This is a genomic window from Streptomyces sp. NPDC031445 (assembly GCF_055581365.1).
The window spans coordinates 236771-252140 of the sequence record NZ_JBVIJO010000005.1 but is presented as its reverse complement, the minus strand read 5'-3'; the positions used below and the strand labels follow the sequence as shown (position 1 = coordinate 252140).

At 73.1% G+C, this 15370-nt stretch carries 15 protein-coding genes; 6 read left to right on the top strand and 9 right to left on the bottom strand.

Annotation, left to right across the window (positions count from 1 at the left end):
• Positions 1-1308, top strand: a complete 1308-nt coding sequence (locus tag ACZ5DC_RS16255; protein WP_468653184.1) for an MFS transporter — start codon at positions 1-3, stop codon at positions 1306-1308.
• A gap of 43 nt (positions 1309-1351) precedes the next feature.
• Here ACZ5DC_RS16255 and ACZ5DC_RS16250 read toward each other — a convergent pair whose 3' ends face one another.
• From ACZ5DC_RS16250 to ACZ5DC_RS16240, 3 genes are all read right to left on the bottom strand, one after another.
• Positions 1352-2530: a flavin-containing monooxygenase gene (locus ACZ5DC_RS16250; RefSeq protein WP_468653182.1), complete on the bottom strand. Its 1179-nt coding sequence runs from the start codon at positions 2528-2530 to the stop codon at positions 1352-1354.
• A 147-nt stretch (positions 2531-2677) separates the two neighbouring features.
• Entirely contained in the window at positions 2678-3346 is a 669-nt protein-coding gene (locus ACZ5DC_RS16245; RefSeq protein ID WP_468653180.1) for a pyridoxine/pyridoxamine 5'-phosphate oxidase, read from the bottom strand.
• A 60-nt stretch (positions 3347-3406) separates the two neighbouring features.
• Positions 3407-4069, bottom strand: coding sequence for a LysE family translocator (locus ACZ5DC_RS16240; protein ID WP_468653178.1), 663 nt, complete (start codon positions 4067-4069; stop codon positions 3407-3409).
• A gap of 82 nt (positions 4070-4151) precedes the next feature.
• Between ACZ5DC_RS16240 and ACZ5DC_RS16235 the strand changes: the two genes are divergently transcribed.
• Entirely contained in the window at positions 4152-4604 is a 453-nt protein-coding gene (locus ACZ5DC_RS16235; RefSeq protein WP_366749811.1) for an Lrp/AsnC family transcriptional regulator, read from the top strand.
• Positions 4605-4688: 84 nt separating this feature from the next.
• On the opposite strand, the gene ACZ5DC_RS16230 is transcribed toward ACZ5DC_RS16235, so the two are convergent.
• Positions 4689-5324: a TetR family transcriptional regulator gene (locus ACZ5DC_RS16230; protein WP_366749953.1), complete on the bottom strand. Its 636-nt coding sequence runs from the start codon at positions 5322-5324 to the stop codon at positions 4689-4691.
• Positions 5325-5458: 134 nt separating this feature from the next.
• On the opposite strand from ACZ5DC_RS16230, the gene kbpA reads away from it, so the two are divergent.
• From kbpA to ACZ5DC_RS16215, 3 genes are all read left to right on the top strand, one after another.
• Entirely contained in the window at positions 5459-6193 is a 735-nt protein-coding gene (gene kbpA, locus ACZ5DC_RS16225; RefSeq protein WP_366749810.1) for an AfsK-binding protein KbpA, read from the top strand.
• 178 nt (positions 6194-6371) lie between these two features.
• Positions 6372-8735, top strand: a complete 2364-nt coding sequence (gene afsK, locus ACZ5DC_RS16220) for a protein serine/threonine kinase AfsK (protein ID WP_468653176.1) — start codon at positions 6372-6374, stop codon at positions 8733-8735.
• Positions 8736-8858: 123 nt separating this feature from the next.
• Positions 8859-9422: a hypothetical protein gene (locus ACZ5DC_RS16215; protein ID WP_468653174.1), complete on the top strand. Its 564-nt coding sequence runs from the start codon at positions 8859-8861 to the stop codon at positions 9420-9422.
• A gap of 29 nt (positions 9423-9451) precedes the next feature.
• Here the strand turns inward: ACZ5DC_RS16215 and ACZ5DC_RS16210 are convergent, their stop codons facing one another.
• Complete coding sequence (locus ACZ5DC_RS16210) at positions 9452-9655, bottom strand: DUF397 domain-containing protein (RefSeq protein WP_468653172.1); 204 nt, start codon at positions 9653-9655, stop codon at positions 9452-9454.
• Positions 9636-10487 carry a helix-turn-helix domain-containing protein gene (locus ACZ5DC_RS16205; RefSeq protein ID WP_468653170.1) on the bottom strand — a complete coding sequence of 284 codons (852 nt, stop codon included), beginning with the start codon at positions 10485-10487 and terminating at the stop codon, positions 9636-9638. Before ACZ5DC_RS16205 ends, ACZ5DC_RS16210 begins: the two co-directional genes overlap by 20 nt.
• Before the next feature lie 118 nt (positions 10488-10605).
• Here ACZ5DC_RS16205 and ACZ5DC_RS16200 point away from each other — a divergent pair, with 118 nt between their 5' ends.
• A complete protein-coding gene (locus ACZ5DC_RS16200) occupies positions 10606-11220 on the top strand; it encodes an ATP-binding protein (RefSeq protein ID WP_468653168.1) in 615 nt (204 codons plus the stop codon).
• 186 nt (positions 11221-11406) lie between these two features.
• Here the strand turns inward: ACZ5DC_RS16200 and afsS are convergent, their stop codons facing one another.
• The 3 genes from afsS to ACZ5DC_RS16185 form a co-directional block, all read right to left on the bottom strand.
• On the bottom strand, positions 11407-11592 hold the full coding sequence (gene afsS / locus ACZ5DC_RS16195) for a regulatory protein AfsS (RefSeq protein WP_468653166.1): 186 nt from the start codon (positions 11590-11592) through the stop codon (positions 11407-11409).
• 201 nt (positions 11593-11793) lie between these two features.
• Positions 11794-14757: an SARP-family global regulator AfsR gene (gene afsR, locus ACZ5DC_RS16190; RefSeq protein WP_468653164.1), complete on the bottom strand. Its 2964-nt coding sequence runs from the start codon at positions 14755-14757 to the stop codon at positions 11794-11796.
• A gap of 164 nt (positions 14758-14921) precedes the next feature.
• Positions 14922-15317: a nitroreductase/quinone reductase family protein gene (locus tag ACZ5DC_RS16185; RefSeq protein WP_366749801.1), complete on the bottom strand. Its 396-nt coding sequence runs from the start codon at positions 15315-15317 to the stop codon at positions 14922-14924.
• Positions 15318-15370: the final 53 nt, after the last annotated feature.

Sequence of the window (15370 nt, the reverse complement as noted above, 5' to 3'; positions counted from 1 at the left end):
GTGACTCAGACAACTCCAGCCGCCGCTCCCGTCCAGGTCCCGCCGGCCCGGCGCGGCCGCGTGCACCGTGCCTGGTTCGTCGCCGCCGTCACCTTCGTCACGATCACCGGTGCGGCGGCCTTCCGATCCCTGCCCGGCCTGCTCATCGACCCGCTGCACCAGGAGTTCGGCTGGTCGCGCGGCACGATCGGCGCCGCCGTCTCCGTCAACCTCGCGCTCTACGGCCTCACCGCCCCCTTCGCCGCCGCGCTGATGGACCGTTTCGGCATCCGCCGGGTGGTGGCCGCGGCGCTGACCGTGATCGCCCTCGGCTCCGGCCTGACCGTGTGGATGACGGCGGCCTGGCAACTGCTGCTGTGCTGGGGCCTGCTGGTGGGGCTCGGCACCGGCTCCATGGCGCTGGCCTTCGCGGCGACGGTCACCAACCGCTGGTTCACCCAGCGGCGCGGTCTGGTCACCGGCATCCTCACCGCCGCCTCGGCCTCCGGCCAGCTGGTCTTCCTGCCGCTGCTGTCCTGGATAGTCGAGCGCCACGACTGGCGGCCCGCCGCGGTCACGGTCGCCCTGGCCGCGTTCGCCGTCGTCCCGTTCGTCTGGCTCCTGCTGCGCGACCACCCGGCGGACGTGGGCGTCGCGCCGTACGGGGCGCGGGAGTTCGTGCCCAAGCCGGCACCCGTCACCGGCGCCGCCCGCCGCACGCTCGGCGTGCTGTCCTCCTCCGTCCGCACGGGCACCTTCTGGCTGCTCGCCGGCACCTTCGCGATCTGCGGTGCCTCCACCAACGGCCTGGTCCAGACGCACTTCGTGCCCGCCGAGCACGACCACGGCATGCCTGTGACGACGGCGGCCTCGCTGCTCGCGGTGATCGGCGTGTTCGACGTCGTCGGCACGATCGCCTCCGGCTGGTTCACCGACCGCTTCGAACCGCGCCGCCTGCTCGCCGTCTACTACGCCCTGCGCGGCCTGTCCCTGCTGTTCCTGCCGATGCTGCTGGGCCCCGCCGTCCACCCGCCGATGCTCTTCTTCATCGTCTTCTACGGTCTCGACTGGGTCGCCACCGTCCCGCCCACCCTGGCCCTGTGCCGCGAGCAGTTCGGCGAGGACAGCGCCATCGTCTTCGGCTGGGTGCTCGCCTCCCACCAGGTCGGCGCGGCCGTCGTCGCCTACCTCGGCGGAGTCGTTCGGGACGTCTTCGGCTCCTACGACGTCGTCTGGTACGCCTCCGGCACGCTGTGCGCGGCGGCGGCCCTGATGGCGCTGGTCATCCGGCGCACCACACCGGCGGCCCGGACGCTCGCCCTGTCCTGACCCCGCCACCGGACGCACACCGCGCGCACAGTTCCCCGCGCGGCTAGGACAGCCGCTTCGCGACCGCCTTCGCGATCCGTCCCGCGTCGATCGCCAGCTCACGGAGCATCCCGCTGAGGGGATTGGTGAACCCGGTGAAGTACAGGCCGGGCGCCTGCGCGGGCGTACGGCCGCCGTGCACCACCGGTCTGCCGCGCCCGTCCAGCACCCCGAGGTGCCCGACCAGTCCCTCCAGCGCTTGCATGTACCCGGTCGCCGCGATCACCGCGTCGGGCGAGATCCGGCTGCCGTCGGCGAGGACCACCTTGCCGTCCTCGAACGCCTCCACGGCCGCCACGATCTCCACCTTGCCCGTGCGCACGGCGTCGATCAGGCCGACGTCCTGGACCGGGATCGCGCCCTGCTTCGCCCTGCTGTACAGGCCGGTGGCCGGGCGCGGCAGCCCGTGCGCGGTCAGGTCCGGGGTGCTGAGCCGTCCCGCCGGCCCGGCGAGCCGGTCCACGAGCCACACCGGCAGCCGCCGGACCAGCACGCCCGAGTACTGGGAGGCCCAGCCGAGCGTGGAGCGGCGCAGGATGTGCGGCGCCGTGCGCACCGCGAGCCGCACCCGCGCGGCCCCGCCCTCCACCAGGTCCACGGCGATCTCCGCGCCCGTGTTGCCGACGCCGACGACGAGCACGTCACGGCCCCGGTACGGTCCGGCGTCGCGGTACCCGGCCGCGTGCAGGAACTCGCCGCCGTACGACTCCCGGCCCGGCCAGTCGGGGATGCGCGGGGTGTGGTTGAAGCCGGTGGCGACGACCACCGCGCTGCCGGTCAGCTCCCGGCCGCCGGAGGCGTGCAGCAGCCACCCGGTGCCGTCCCCGCTCCGCTCGACGCGGTGCACCTCCACCCCGGTGACGATCTCCAGCCGGTGGTGCTCGGCGTACTTCTCCAGGTAGCGCACCACGTCGTCCCGGGAGACCCAGCGGCCGAACCTGCGGGGGATGACGAGGCCGGGCAGCGAGGACAGCCGCCGGGTGGTGTGCAGGTGCAGCCGGTCGTAGTGCCGGCGCCAGGAGGCGCCCACGCGGTCGGACTTCTCCAGGACCACCGCCCGTACGCCCCGGGCCCGCAGCGCGTACGCGGCGGCGAGACCCCCGGGACCCGCGCCGATCACATAGACCGGGCGGTCGGCGGGGGTCGGCGACGGGGGGACGGGGGAGGGACGGGAGACGGCCATGAGCGGGAGCGTAATCACACACCCGGTTGATGGGTCTCGGTCAAGACCGGAATTGGTTGCGGATTGATCACGGGTGTCCGCCACCGCCGCCTGCTCCAGGCCGGACTCACCGGCGGGCGCGGCGCCGGGCGGGGCTCGCGTTCGGCCTCACGGCCACAGCAGCGACCTGCTCCAGCCGAACCCGGTGCTGCGGTACTCCAGGCGTACGTGCCGCCGTTCCGCGTCCCCCTGGAAGAACTCCACCGTATCCGGGCGCAGCCGGTACAGGGTCCAGGTCGGCGACGGTTCGGCGGGGTTCTCCCGGGCCCGCTGCCAGGCCGCGTCCGAGGCCCGCCGCAGCTCCTCCACGGAGGACAGCTCCTCGCTCTGCCGGCCGGTCAGCGCGGCGGCCAGCGCGCCCGTGGACCGCGCGTGCAGATCGGCCTGGCCCTCCTCGGCCGGCGCCGGCGTCACCGGCCCGCGCACCCGCACCTGGCGGCCGAGCGCCGGCCAGTAGAAGGCGAGGGCGGCGTACGGCCGGGCGCTCAGCGCGCGGCCCTTGCGGCTCGTGGCGTGGGTGGCGAAGGACCAGCCGTCCGCGTCGGCGCCGTGCAGCATCACGATCCGCACGTCCGGCCTGCCCTCCTCGTCCGCGGTCGCCAGCGACATGGTGTGCGGCTCCGGCTGCCCCGCCGCGACGGCCTCCGCGAACCAGTTCGTGAACAGGGTCAGCGGGGTGGGCGGGGCGGTGTCCGGGTCGAAGGGCCGCAGCTCGGTCACCTGGGCGTCCCAGACCCGCAGCGACCGGAGCAGCTCGTGGAGATCGTGCTGTGCCATGGGGCGAGTATCACCCGGCCGGGCCCGGCCCGCGGCCCCGGGCGGCACGGGCCCGCGGCCTCACTCTCCCGTCCCGGCACCACGGTTGGCGAGCCGGACGGCACGGCTAGAGCGTCGCCACCGTTCCGCCAGCAGCAGCGCGCCGATGCCCAGCATCGCCGCGCCGGACGTGCGGGTCACCGCCCGGGCCGCCGCCGGGCGGGCCCCGAGGAGGGTGCGGGCGAGGGTGCCGACGGCGAGGTAGACGGCCGCGCAGCACGCCATGTGGAGGACGCCGAGGACCGCCGTCTGGGCGGGGACGGGGAGGTGGGCGCCCCGCAGGGTGAGGAACTGGGGGAGCACGGAGAGGTAGAGCAGCAGGCCCTTGGGGTTCAGGCCGCTGATCGTCGCGCCGCGCAGGAACAGCCGGCCGTCGGGCGTCGCCGTGGTGTCGGCGTCCGGGACCGCCGGGCGGCGCAGGACGCCCCAGCCCAGCCACAGCAGGTAGCCCGCGCCGGCCACCGTCAGGGCCGTCAGCAGCCGGGGCGAGCCCGCCACCAGCACCGCCAGGCCCGCCGCCGCCAGGGCGGTGTGCAGGGCGTAGCCGCAGACCAGGCCCGCCACCGCGCGCGGGACCCGGCCGGCGCGCAAGGCGGTCGCGATGACGTACGCCCAGTCGGCGCCCGGTACGCACACCAGCAGCAGGTCCACGACGAGGAAGGAGAAGAGCAGCCCTGAGTCCATACCGGGGACATTAGGCGCGAAAGTCCCGAAAGTGTTCCCGAAATTTGCTCATGATCGCGTACTCTGCGCAAGAATCTTCTTCATGGACGACGTGGACCGGAAAATCCTTGCCGAGCTGCAACAGGACGGGCGGCTGACCGTGACCGAGCTGGCCGCCCGGGTGCGGCTCAGCGTCTCGCCCTGCCACCGGCGACTGCGCGAGCTGGAGCGGTCCGGTGCCATCCAGGGCTACCGCGCGATGGTGGACCCGGCCTCGCTCGGCCTGAACTTCGAGGCGCTGGTCTTCGTGTCCATGCGCCAGGAGGACCGGGACACGGTCGCCGGGTTCGAGCGGGCGGTCGGTGAGCTGGAGCATGTGCTGGACGCCCAGCGGCTGTTCGGCGAGCCGGACTACCTGCTGCGGGTGGCCACCGCCGACCTGGCCGCCTTCCAGCGGCTCTACGACGAGCGGCTGGCGACGCTGCCGGGGGTGCAGCGGCTGACGTCGACGCTCGTGATGAAGCACGTGGTGCGGGACCGGCCGCTGCCGGCATAGACGACAGGCGGTGGCTCACCGTGTGAACCACCGCCTGCCAGACAGGACATGGACCCTGGCAACGGGTGCGTGACTTACCGTGACTTACCTGGAGGGCTTCCTGCCCGTCACGCCCAGGTGCACCAACAGCGCGAGATTGGGCTTGAGTTCGGCCGGCTTCACGCCCCCGGACGAGAAGCCCTTCTGGTGGGACGCCACCGCCGCGAGCATCGCGACCAGCGAACCGGCCACCGCGGCCGGGTTCACGTCCTTGTCGACCCGGCCCTTGGCCTGGAGCTCCGCGATGGAGTCCGCGAGGGAGTTGTTGACCGAGTTCAGGATCTTCATGCGGATCTTGTAGAACCGTTTGTCCCCCTCGGCCGCGCCGAGGTCGACCACCCGCAGGATCGCGTCGTGCTCGCGCCAGAACTCCAGGAACCCGTCCACGAGTTCCTGGGCCGTCTGCCAGCCCGACTTGCCGGTCCAGGTGCGCCCTTCGAGGAGTTCGGTCAGTCCGGCGCCCTCGGCCGCCATCTGCTCGGCGATCTCCAGGACGGCGCCTTCGACGTCCGGGAAGTACTGGTAGAAGGTCGCGGGCGACGTGCCCGCCTTCCGGGCGACATCGATGACCTTGACGTCCCGGTACGGGGAGGAGCTGAGCATCTCGCTGAGGCAGTCGAGCAGCTTCTGCCGGGTCGCCTGCCCACGCCGGCCGGCCACGCGGCCGTCGACGGTACGCACTTGTCCTGTCATGTCGTCAGCTTACCGAGGGGTGATGGGAGCGCGATTCGGCCGACTGCAAATGGGGTGCAGGGGGGAAACGGGGATGGTGTGCCTGGTCTGCGCGGTGCGCGCGGCCCGGTTACTTTGACGACATGGCCGAAAACAGGGCATCCGCGAACGAAGCCGCATACGGGGAGGGCGTCCCCTGCTGGGTGGACGCCCAGCTGCCCGACGTCGAGGCGGGCAAGCGGTTCTACGGTGATCTTTTCGGGTGGACCTTCGAGGAGGCGCACGGCTCCTCGGTGTGGGCCCTGCTGGACGGCGACCCCGTCGCCTCGCTGGCCCCCAAGACGGACGGCCGGATGCCGACGGTCTGGACCGTCTCCTTCGCCACCTCGGACGCCGGGGCCCTCGGCCGGCGGATCACGGCGGCCGGCGGGCAGGTGGTCACGGCCCCGTTCCCGGTGGGCGACCTGGGCGTCGCCGCCCTGGCCGCCGACCCCGAGGGCGCGGTCTTCGGCCTGTGGCAGCCCGGCACCCATCGCGGCTTCGGGCGGCGGCGCGAGCCGAACACCTTCGTCTGGGCCGAGCTGTACACCCGGGACACCGCCGCGGCCAACACCTTCTACGGCGGTCTCTTCCACGACGCCCTGTTCGGCACCGACGCCGAGCCGGACTTCGGCCGCGCGGAGGTCACCGACGTCTTCCCGGCCGAGATGCCCCCGCACTTCCTGGTCCACTTCCGGGTCGCGGAGCTGGCGGACGCCCTCGCGGCGGTGCACCGGCTCGGCGGGCGGGTGCAGGCGCCGCCCTTCGGGACGTCGTACGGAGTGGTGGCCGTCGTCACCGACAATCAAGGGGCGTCGTTCGCACTGCTCCAGCGCTGAATCATCCGCTTTAGGGTGCTTCGGTGTGAGACACCCTGATTGTCGCCGGGTTCGCAACCAGCCGCCCGGCCAGGAAGAATCAGGGTGCGTGCCGCCATGGCGGTGCGGTGGTGAGACGCTGCACTTCGGCCGCGTACATATGGAGAGTGGCGCGGCTCGTACGGGGAGGTGGCAGGCAGTGGTGGATCAGCTGACACAGCACGATCCGCGGCGGATCGGGCCGTTCGAGGTGCTGGGGCGGCTGGGCGCCGGCGGCATGGGGCTGGTCTATCTCGCGCGCTCGGCGTCCGGCCGGCGCGTGGCGATCAAGACGGTGCGCACCGAGCTGGCCGAGGACCAGCTCTTCCGCGTCCGCTTCACCCGCGAGGTGGAGGCGGCCCGCGCGGTCTCCGGCTTCTACACCGCGGCCGTGGTCGACGCCGACCCGCGCGCCGCCGTGCCCTGGCTGGCCACCGCCTACGTCCCCGCGCCCTCGCTCGAAGAGATAGTGAACGAGTGCGGACCGCTCCCGGCCCAGGCCGTGCGCTGGCTCGCGGCCGGGGTGGCGGAGGCCCTCCAGTCCATCCACGGCGCCGGGCTGGTCCACCGCGACCTCAAGCCGTCCAACGTGCTCGTGGTCGAGGACGGCCCCCGGGTGATCGACTTCGGTATCGCCTCCGGAGTGTCGAACACCCGTCTGACGATGACGAACGTCGCCGTCGGCACCCCCGCCTACATGTCCCCGGAGCAGGCCAAGGACTCCCGCAGCGTCACCGGCGCCAGCGACGTCTTCTCGCTCGGCTCCATGCTGGTCTTCGCGGCCACCGGCCACCCGCCCTTCCACGGCGCCAACCCGGTCGAGACCGTCTTCATGCTGCTCCGGGAGGGCCCGGACCTCACCGGCCTGCCCGACGAGCTGCGCCCGCTCATCGAGGTCTGCATGCAGATGGAGGCCACCGCCCGCCCCACCCCGGCCGACCTCCAGGCCCAGCTCGCCCCGCACCTCTTCGGCTCCGGCTCCGACGACAGCGGCACCGCCTCCGCCTGGCTGCCGGAGAAGGCGGTCGCCCTCATCGAGTCCCGCCGCGGCGGACGCCCCGCCCTCAAGCCCGCCCCGGCCCCGGCCGGCGGCCCGCGCAGCGGCGGCCGGCAGGCCGTGCCCCCGCCCCCGCCGTACGACCCGCCGGTCCCGGCGCCCGCGAGCGCCGCGGTCCCCGTCCCGGCCGGCGCCCCCGACACCGGCCCGGTCCGGCTGGCCGGCGCCCAGGTGCCCATCGGCCCCGGCCCCCGGGTCGCCGACGCCCGCGCCGCCGCCGTCAAGGCGCCCCCGCCCGAGGCCGGCCTGGTGGCCGGCTGGTCCCGGCCCCGCCCCGGCGTGGCCGGCGCCGACCCCGCCGTACCGCCCGTGCCGCCGCAGCCCCCGGAGACGGCGGCGGGCTGGCGCCCCTGGCGGTTCCGCATGTCCAACGACGTGTGGGGCACCCCCTCCGTCGACGGGGACCTCGTCTACGTCACCTCCTTCGAGGTGCACGCCCTGGACGTGGCCACCGGCCGCCGCCGCTTCAAGACCCGGGACGTGGCCTGGTCCATGGCGGTCGCGGACGGCCGCATCCACGCCTCCGACGGCCCCACCCTGTTCGCCCTGGACGCCCGCGAGGGCACCGACCTGTGGCGGCTGTCCACGGACGCCTGGGTGTACTCCCTCAAGGCCGACCGCGGCACCGTCGTCACCGGCACCCGCGGCGGCGGCGTCCAGGCGTGGGAGGCGACGAGCGGGCAGAAGCTGTGGGAGATCACCGGCTGCCAGACCGACTTCGAGTCCCCGGAGGCGGGCGCGGTCGTGCACGACGGCACGGTCTACGTCTGGCAGGACGCCCGGCTGCGCGCCCTGGAGGCCCGCACCGGCGAGGAGCGCTGGTCGTACCCCATCGGTGACGCGGCCTCCTGCGGTGGCGTCCCGGTGCGGCTGACCCCGGCCCCCGACGGCTGCGTCTACGTCTCCGCGGGCACCCGCGTCCTCGCCGTCGAGGCGGTGAGCGGCCTGGTCCGCTGGCACTTCGAGGCCCCGGCGGTCTTCCTCAGCCCGCCGGCCTTCGCCCCCGGCCCGGCCGTCACCGGCGGCGGCGTCTACCTCGCCGACTACCTCGGCACGGTCTACGCCCTCGACGCCGCCGACGGCCGCGACCGCTGGCGCATCGCCACCGAGGCCCGCTCCTCCGTCGAGCCGGTCCTGGTGGCGGCGGGGCACGTGCACGTCGGCAGCGGCAAGGGCCTGTACACCCTGGACGCGGTCACCGGCACCCCCAAGTGGCGCTTCCAGGCGGGCGGCGACGTCGTGGGCGCGCCCGCGGTGGCGGAGGGCCGCATCCACTTCGGCTCCACCGACCACCTCCTCTACACCCTGAAGGCCGACGACGGACGCCTGCGCTGGAAGCTCGCGACCGGCGGCGAGATCACCGGCTCCCCGGTGGTCAAGGACGGCGTGGTGTACGCGTGCAGCAAGGACCGGTGCGTGTACGCGCTGGACGCGGAGAAGGGCACGGGCACCGCGCGGACCGCGTGAGCCGCGCGACGGCCGTCGTACCGGGTCTGCACGGAAGGGCTCCGGACGGCGGCCGCCCACGCCGACGCTACCTCCGGCGCCCGGCGGCCGCCATGCGGTGCGACCGGCGGCTAATCTGCTGGCATGCACATGCCTTCACGGACGCGCGCGCTCAGGTTCACGGCCGTACTGACCCTGGTGGTGCTCAGCCTGACCGGTTTCTCGTCCGGCCGGCACCACGGCAGCCGGGGGCACGGAGGCGGCGGGGGCGGGTGCAGCAGCTCGCACCAGGACCACGACGGTTCGTCGTCCACCTCGGGCGGCGGATCGTACGGCTCCGACGACGACGGCTACGGCCGCACGGGCGGCGGCTCCTACCGGCGCACCCACCGCCCCACCTCCACGCCGTCCGGCAGCGGCGGCAGCAGCACCGCGCTGAGGGACGGGACGGCCAGGCTGGTCGCCTGCGCGAGCGCCGGGAAGCCGTACGCCACGGTCGAGGTCGCCAACCCCAACGGCCGCAAGGCGACCTTCGCGGTCGAGGTGCTCTTCCTGCCGGAGACCCCGCCCGCCATCGACTCGGGCCGCGCGAAGGTCTCCGTACCCGCCCGCGGCACCAGGACGGTCCGGGTCCCGTTCACGCGGAAGGCCCACCTCGACCTGCTCGACCACTGCGAGGTGGACCGGACGGCGCCCCTCGCGCCCTGACCGCCGCCGCAGTAGGCGTACGGGTGCGGTCAGCCCTTCAGGGAGCCGAGGAAGGCACTCCAGGCGAGGGGACGGAAGAGGAGTACGGGTCCGTCCTGGGGCTTCTTGGAGTCGCGGACGGGGACGAGGCCGGGGCGTGCGTCGGCCACTTCCACGCACTCGCCGCCGCTGCCGTTGCTGTAGCTGCTCTTGCGCCACACGGCGGCGCTCAGGTCAGTCCCGGTGCTTGCCATCTCGATAGTCCTCCGCCGCTCGTTCGACCATGGCCAGGGACGCCTCTGGCGGTAGTGCCGTGGCCCTGAGCAGATCGTACGACCTGCGGTAGTCCTTCACGAGCGCCGGATAGTCGATGAGTTGGCCATTGTGGAGCCCCTCGGTGTAGGCCACCGGCGGGGCGTCCGGGAAGGTCATCACCCTCATCATGCCCATCATGAACGGGTGGGCGTGCGCCGTTTCCGGGAGGATCTGCAGAACGCCCTGCGTGGAGCGGATCACCTGGGCGATGTGCTCCAACTGCTCCGCCATCTCCGCCGGGGGCAGCAGGGGCTTGCGGACGAGGGACTCGTGCAGCACCGCCCAGAACGACGGCCGCCCCTCCCGGTCCCAGATCCTCGCGCGCTCCAGCCGGGCCCGTACCTGCTTGTCGACGGTCGGGGGCGGCAGCCAGGGCAGCGACGTGTGGACGACGGCCTCCGCGTAGGCCTGCGTTTGCAGCAGGCCCGGTACGAGCATGGGCGCCCAGTCCTCGATCGTCTCCGCATGCCGCTCCATCTCCGCGACGTCCGCGAAGTACTCGGCATGCCCCGACTGCCGTGCCCGGCGCGCGTCTTCACACCGCCGCTCGAAGAACCCGTCCGTCCCCAGCACCTTGTCGACGTGCCGGGCCAGATCCACCGGCATCCGCCGCTCCCCCCGCTCGATCTGGCTCAGGAACGGCACGCCTCGGAAGCTTCCCTCCGCCAACTGCTCCAAGGTGAGCCCCGCCAGCTCACGTCGATAACGCAACTCGGCGCCGTAGAAGGAGGGGACGTTCGCCGATGCGTCCGGGTCTTTGCGTGGGGGCATAACTCGTCACCGCCGTTTGCCAGATGTGCTTGCGCAGCCGAAACCTCTTCAAAAGGTACCGGTGTGGGCATCACTCTGTGACTGCTTCATCACAGTACGCACAGGAAGGTCCGCGCAATTGTCGTCCTCGAATCCCCCCTCCGCCCGGCGCGTCAACTCCGTCTACGACACCACCCTCTGCGTGGACGACCTGCGCGAGGCGCTGTCCGCACGCGGCATCACCCTCCCCTCACTGCGGGTGGACCTGCCGAGCTTCGCGGGCACGTACCAGCCCCCGGCCGGCCTGGTCGCGCTCGGCAACTGCAACGCGGCGACGGCACGCAAACTGGCGAGGGCGCTGCGGGGTGAGGAACCTGCGCCGAACCGGCCGCCGCTGGACGTCGAGGTGGTCGCCGTACCGAAGGCACTGCAAGGGCTGCGCCGTACCGTGCGCCGCTACCTGGACGCACCCTGCGACGACGTCCAGCTCTGCGTCACCGAACTCGTCGGGAACGTCATCCGGCATGTGGGGGAGGGGGTGTGCGTCCGCGTACGGGTGGCCCGGACGGATGGCGGGCGCATCCGTGTCGAGGTCACCGACCCGGAGCCGAAAGCCGTGCCGGTGCTCCTGCCTGCCGGAGACGACGACGAGGCGGGCCGCGGTCTCGCCCTGATCGACGCGGTGACCCTCCGGTGGGGTGTGGAGCAGGGGGCGGAGAAGACCGTGTGGTGTGAGCTGGCGGAGGGAGAGTGACCGGTCCGCCCGGCGGGGCACACGCCAAGGGGCCGAGCATCCGCCCGGCCCCTCGGAGGTGTGCTGCCGTGTTACGGCATCTGGTTGTCGGAACGGCCGGATCTTGCCCCGCACACACCTCGGCCGCGGCGGCTCCCCCTCCGCGCCGCCGCGGCCGATCCCCGTCGGGATGGAAGTGTTCGGGACTTACTTGCCGTCCAGTTCAAGGGCAGGCGGGACGGGCGAGTGGTTGTCCATGGTGGTGATCGCGTCGTCGATCGGCGGGACGGGCGAGTGGTTGTCCATGGTGGTGATCGCGTCGTCGATCGGCGGGACCGGCGAGTGGTTGTCCAGCGCGATGACGTCCTCGGACTTCTTCTTGGCCTCGGCCATGTGCACGGCTCCCCTGAAGGTGAGTTGGATCTGAGCGGTCCCTGCCCGGCAACTCCCCCGAGTGCTCCCGAGCAGGGACCTGACAGGACTCTCGCATACCTGGTGAGTCCCTCTTCGGCCCGCCTGCCCCCCGACGCGACGGGCCGATGGATCGAGCATGCCAGCGAGGCATAAACAATCGATGAACGCTGCCGCCGCTCGTCAGGCTGTGGAGACCGGTGACAGCAACGCCCGGACGGCGTCGGCCTCCGGAGAGCCGGACTGCTCATAGAGAGGCAGCGCCTCCAGCCAGCAGACCCGTGCGCGGTCGACCTGGCCCAGACCGGACAACGACCGCCCCAGGGTGGTGAGGACGCCGGCACGCACACGGTCACCGCCGATACAGCCGATGGCCAGGGCCTGTTCCGCGTGTTTGGCGGACAGCGTGTGCTCCCGCCCCACGAGGTGAGCCTGCGCGATACGGAAGTGAGTCGTCCCCTCCCACAGACGCTGCCGGTTCGTCTGGAACGTGCTCAGAGCGTCCGCGAGCTGGTCGAGGGCCTCGGACGGACGTCCGGCCTCGGTCAGCGCGAGCCCCAGGGCGTACCGGGCGTTCGCCAAACGGACGGTGGCTCCCAGGCGGTCGTACAGGTCGATCCCCTGCTGGGCGAGCGTTATCGCGTGACCGGTGCGTCCCATGGCCAGGTGAACGCGCGACAAGTTGCACAGAGCGCTCGCTTCGCCTGCGAGGTTGCCGTCCTGACGCGATGCCTCGATGGCGCGCATGAGGTGTCGTTCGGCGTCCGCGTAACGGCCCTGATTGAGGCCGATGATTCCCCGGTCGTTGCTCGTCCAGAAGACCGGCGTGGGATCTCCAGCCGTGTCCGCGAGCAGGCCGCCCAGTCGGGCTTCCTCGTCGGCCTCGCTGTAACGACCCGCCACGAGGTGGACGTTCGTCAGCACGGTACGCGCGCGGCTTTCAGCGTGCGCGTCACCCGAGGCCTGGGCGGCGTCCCTGGCGGTGAGCGCGACAGACTCGTACTGCTTGGAGTTGGCCCCTGACTCCCCCAGGTCCTTGGCAGCCCACAGAAGGTCCACGCCTCGGCGGATTCTGCTGCCCCCCAGGGCCTGACGGGCCGAGGCCAACAAGCAGTTGGCCTCGGAGTACAGCCAGTCCAGTGCCTCTTGACGATGGGTGAAGCCCAACCCCGGATACTCGGTCGGTTGCAGGTGCTCCACCAGCCGGTCCCCCGGCCGCTCCATCGCATAGACCCGAGCTGCCGTGGCCAGATAAAAGTCCAGCACCCGCGACATGGCCGCCTCCCGCTCGCTGGGTGGCCGCTCGTCCCTTTCCGCGCAAGACCGTGCGTACAGGCGGACCAGGTCATGGAAGCGGTAGCGCCCGGGTGCCGCCGATTCCAGCAACGACGTGTCCACCAGGGACTCCAGGAGGTCCTCCGTGTCCTCCGAGGGGAGGTCCAGGACCGCTGCCGCCGCAGCGAGCGAGATATCCGGGCCGTCGGCGAGGCCCAGCAGGCGGAACGCGCGGGCCTGGGGCGGTTCCAGCTGGCCGTAGCCCAGTTCGAAGGTGGCCTTCACCGCGAGGTCGCCGGCCTGGAGCTCGTCCAGGCGGCGGCGTTCGTCCGCCAGCTTGGCCGCCAGGACGGACACCGTCCAGGTGCGGCGGGCCGCCAGCCGGGACGCCGCGATGCGGATCGCCAGCGGGAGGAAGCCGCAGGCCGCGACCACGTCCAGCGCGGCCTCGCGCTCCGCCGCCACCCGTTCCTCGCCCACGATCCTCGTGAAGAGGGCCAGCGCCTCGTCGGGGGACATGACGTCGAGGTCGACCAGGTGGGCGCCGGCGAGGTCGAGCATCCGGACGCGGGAGGTGACCAGGGCCGCGCAGCCCTCGGTGCCGGGGAGCAGGGGCCGTACCTGGGCCGCGTCCTTCGCGTTGTCCAGCAGCACCAGGACCCGGCGGCCGTCCAGGACCGAGCGGTACAGCGCCGAGCGTTCCTCCAGGGAGTCGGGGATCGCGGTGTCGGGCGTGCCCAGGGCCCGCAGGAAGGAGCCCAGGACCGTCTCCGGTTCCGCCGAGCGGGGGCCCGCGCCCTGGAGGTCCACGTACAGCTGGCCGTCGGGGAAGGCCGGGCGGGCCCGGTGGGCCACGTGGACCGCGAGGGTCGTCTTGCCCACGCCGCCGATGCCGGCCAGGGCCGAGACCGCCATCACCCGGCCCTCCGCCTCGGACGCCGAGGACAGCACCTCGGTCAGTTCCGACACGAAGGAGGAGCGGCCGGTGAAGTCGGGTACGGAGGCGGGCAGCTGGGCCGGGCGCACCGGGGTCGCCGTCGGCTCCGTCACGGGTGCGGACGGCTCCGCGAGGGCCGGGTCCGCCTGGAGGATGCGCTGCTGGAGTTCGCTGAGGCCGGGGCGGGGGTCGACGCCGAGCTCCTCGGCGAGCAGGCGGCGGGTGTCGGCGTAGACCGCGAGGGCCTCCGCCTGGCGGCCGCTGCGGTACAGCGCCAGCATCAGCAGTTCGCGCAGGCGCTCCCGGAGCGGGTGCGCCGCCGTCAGCGCCGTCAGTTCCGACACCGCCTCCGCGTGGCAGCCCTGTTCCAGGTCCAGGTCCAGGCGGGTCTCCAGCAGGCCGAGCCGCCACTCCTCCAGGCGGGCCCGCTGGGCCTCGGCGTACGGGCCGGGGACGCCGGCCAGGGCTTCGCCGTCCCACAGGTCGAGAGCCTGGTTCAGCAGGGCCCGCGCCCGGCCCAGCTCGGCGGTGCCCCGCGCCTTCTCCGCCTCCGCCGCCAGGTCCTGCGCGACCGCGAGGTCCAGGGCGCCTTCGCCCAGGCCCCGGATCGCGTACCCGCCGGATTCGCTGATCAGGACGCCGGGGCTCAGCACCTTGCGCAGCCGGGAGGCGTACGTGCGGACCGCCGCCAGCGCCTGGGACGGCGGCTCGGGCCCCCACAGGGCGTCGATCAGCTCCGCCGCCGTGGCCGTGCGGCCCTCGCGCAGCAGCAGGGCGGCCAGCAGGGCGCGCTGCTGGGGGGAGCCCGTGCTGAGCGCGTCCTCGCCGTGCCAGGCCCGCACCGGACCGAGCACGCCGAAGCGCAGCGGGCCGGGCTCCGCGACGGGCGCGGAGCCGGCACGCCGCTGCTCGGGTACTCGCGGCCCACCGTCCATGCGTTCGTCCCCCTCGGCATCACGAACAACCCCGTCAGTTTGCCTTGTTCCGGGCGGTTGCGTCAGCCGTGGGAGACGCCGATCACAGCGGGCCCCACCTGGGTGCACAGAGCCCTCACAACCTCTCCGCATGCCGGCGGCCCGGCACCGGGAGTCACGGACGCTCAGTCGGCCAGGTCCACCCGTACGGTCAGCAGGTCCGTGCCGAACGCCCGTACCGCCGTGCTGTTCAGGCGGGGCAGGGTGCGCAGCCGGGCCACCGGGTCGTCGTCGGGGAGCAGGTGGGCGGTGCCGTGGTGCCAGCGGCCCGCGATACGGACCCGGACCCGGGAGTCGGCCTGGATGTTGCGCACGTACTGCGACTTCAGCCCGAACTCGGAGACCAGCCAGAAGGAGTCGCCGACCCGGCGCCCGCCGACCGGGGTCCGCCGGGGCAGGCCGGACGTCCGGCCGGTGGTCTCCAGCAGGGTCTGGAACGGCAGGCGCCGGTTGAGCGGGTTGGCGACGTACCGCTGGAGGCGGGTCACGAGGCGGTGCTTGCGGTCTGCGCGGCCTGACACGGTTCCGGCTCCCCTGCTCTCTCCCGGCACGAGGATGCCAGCCTCCACCGGCT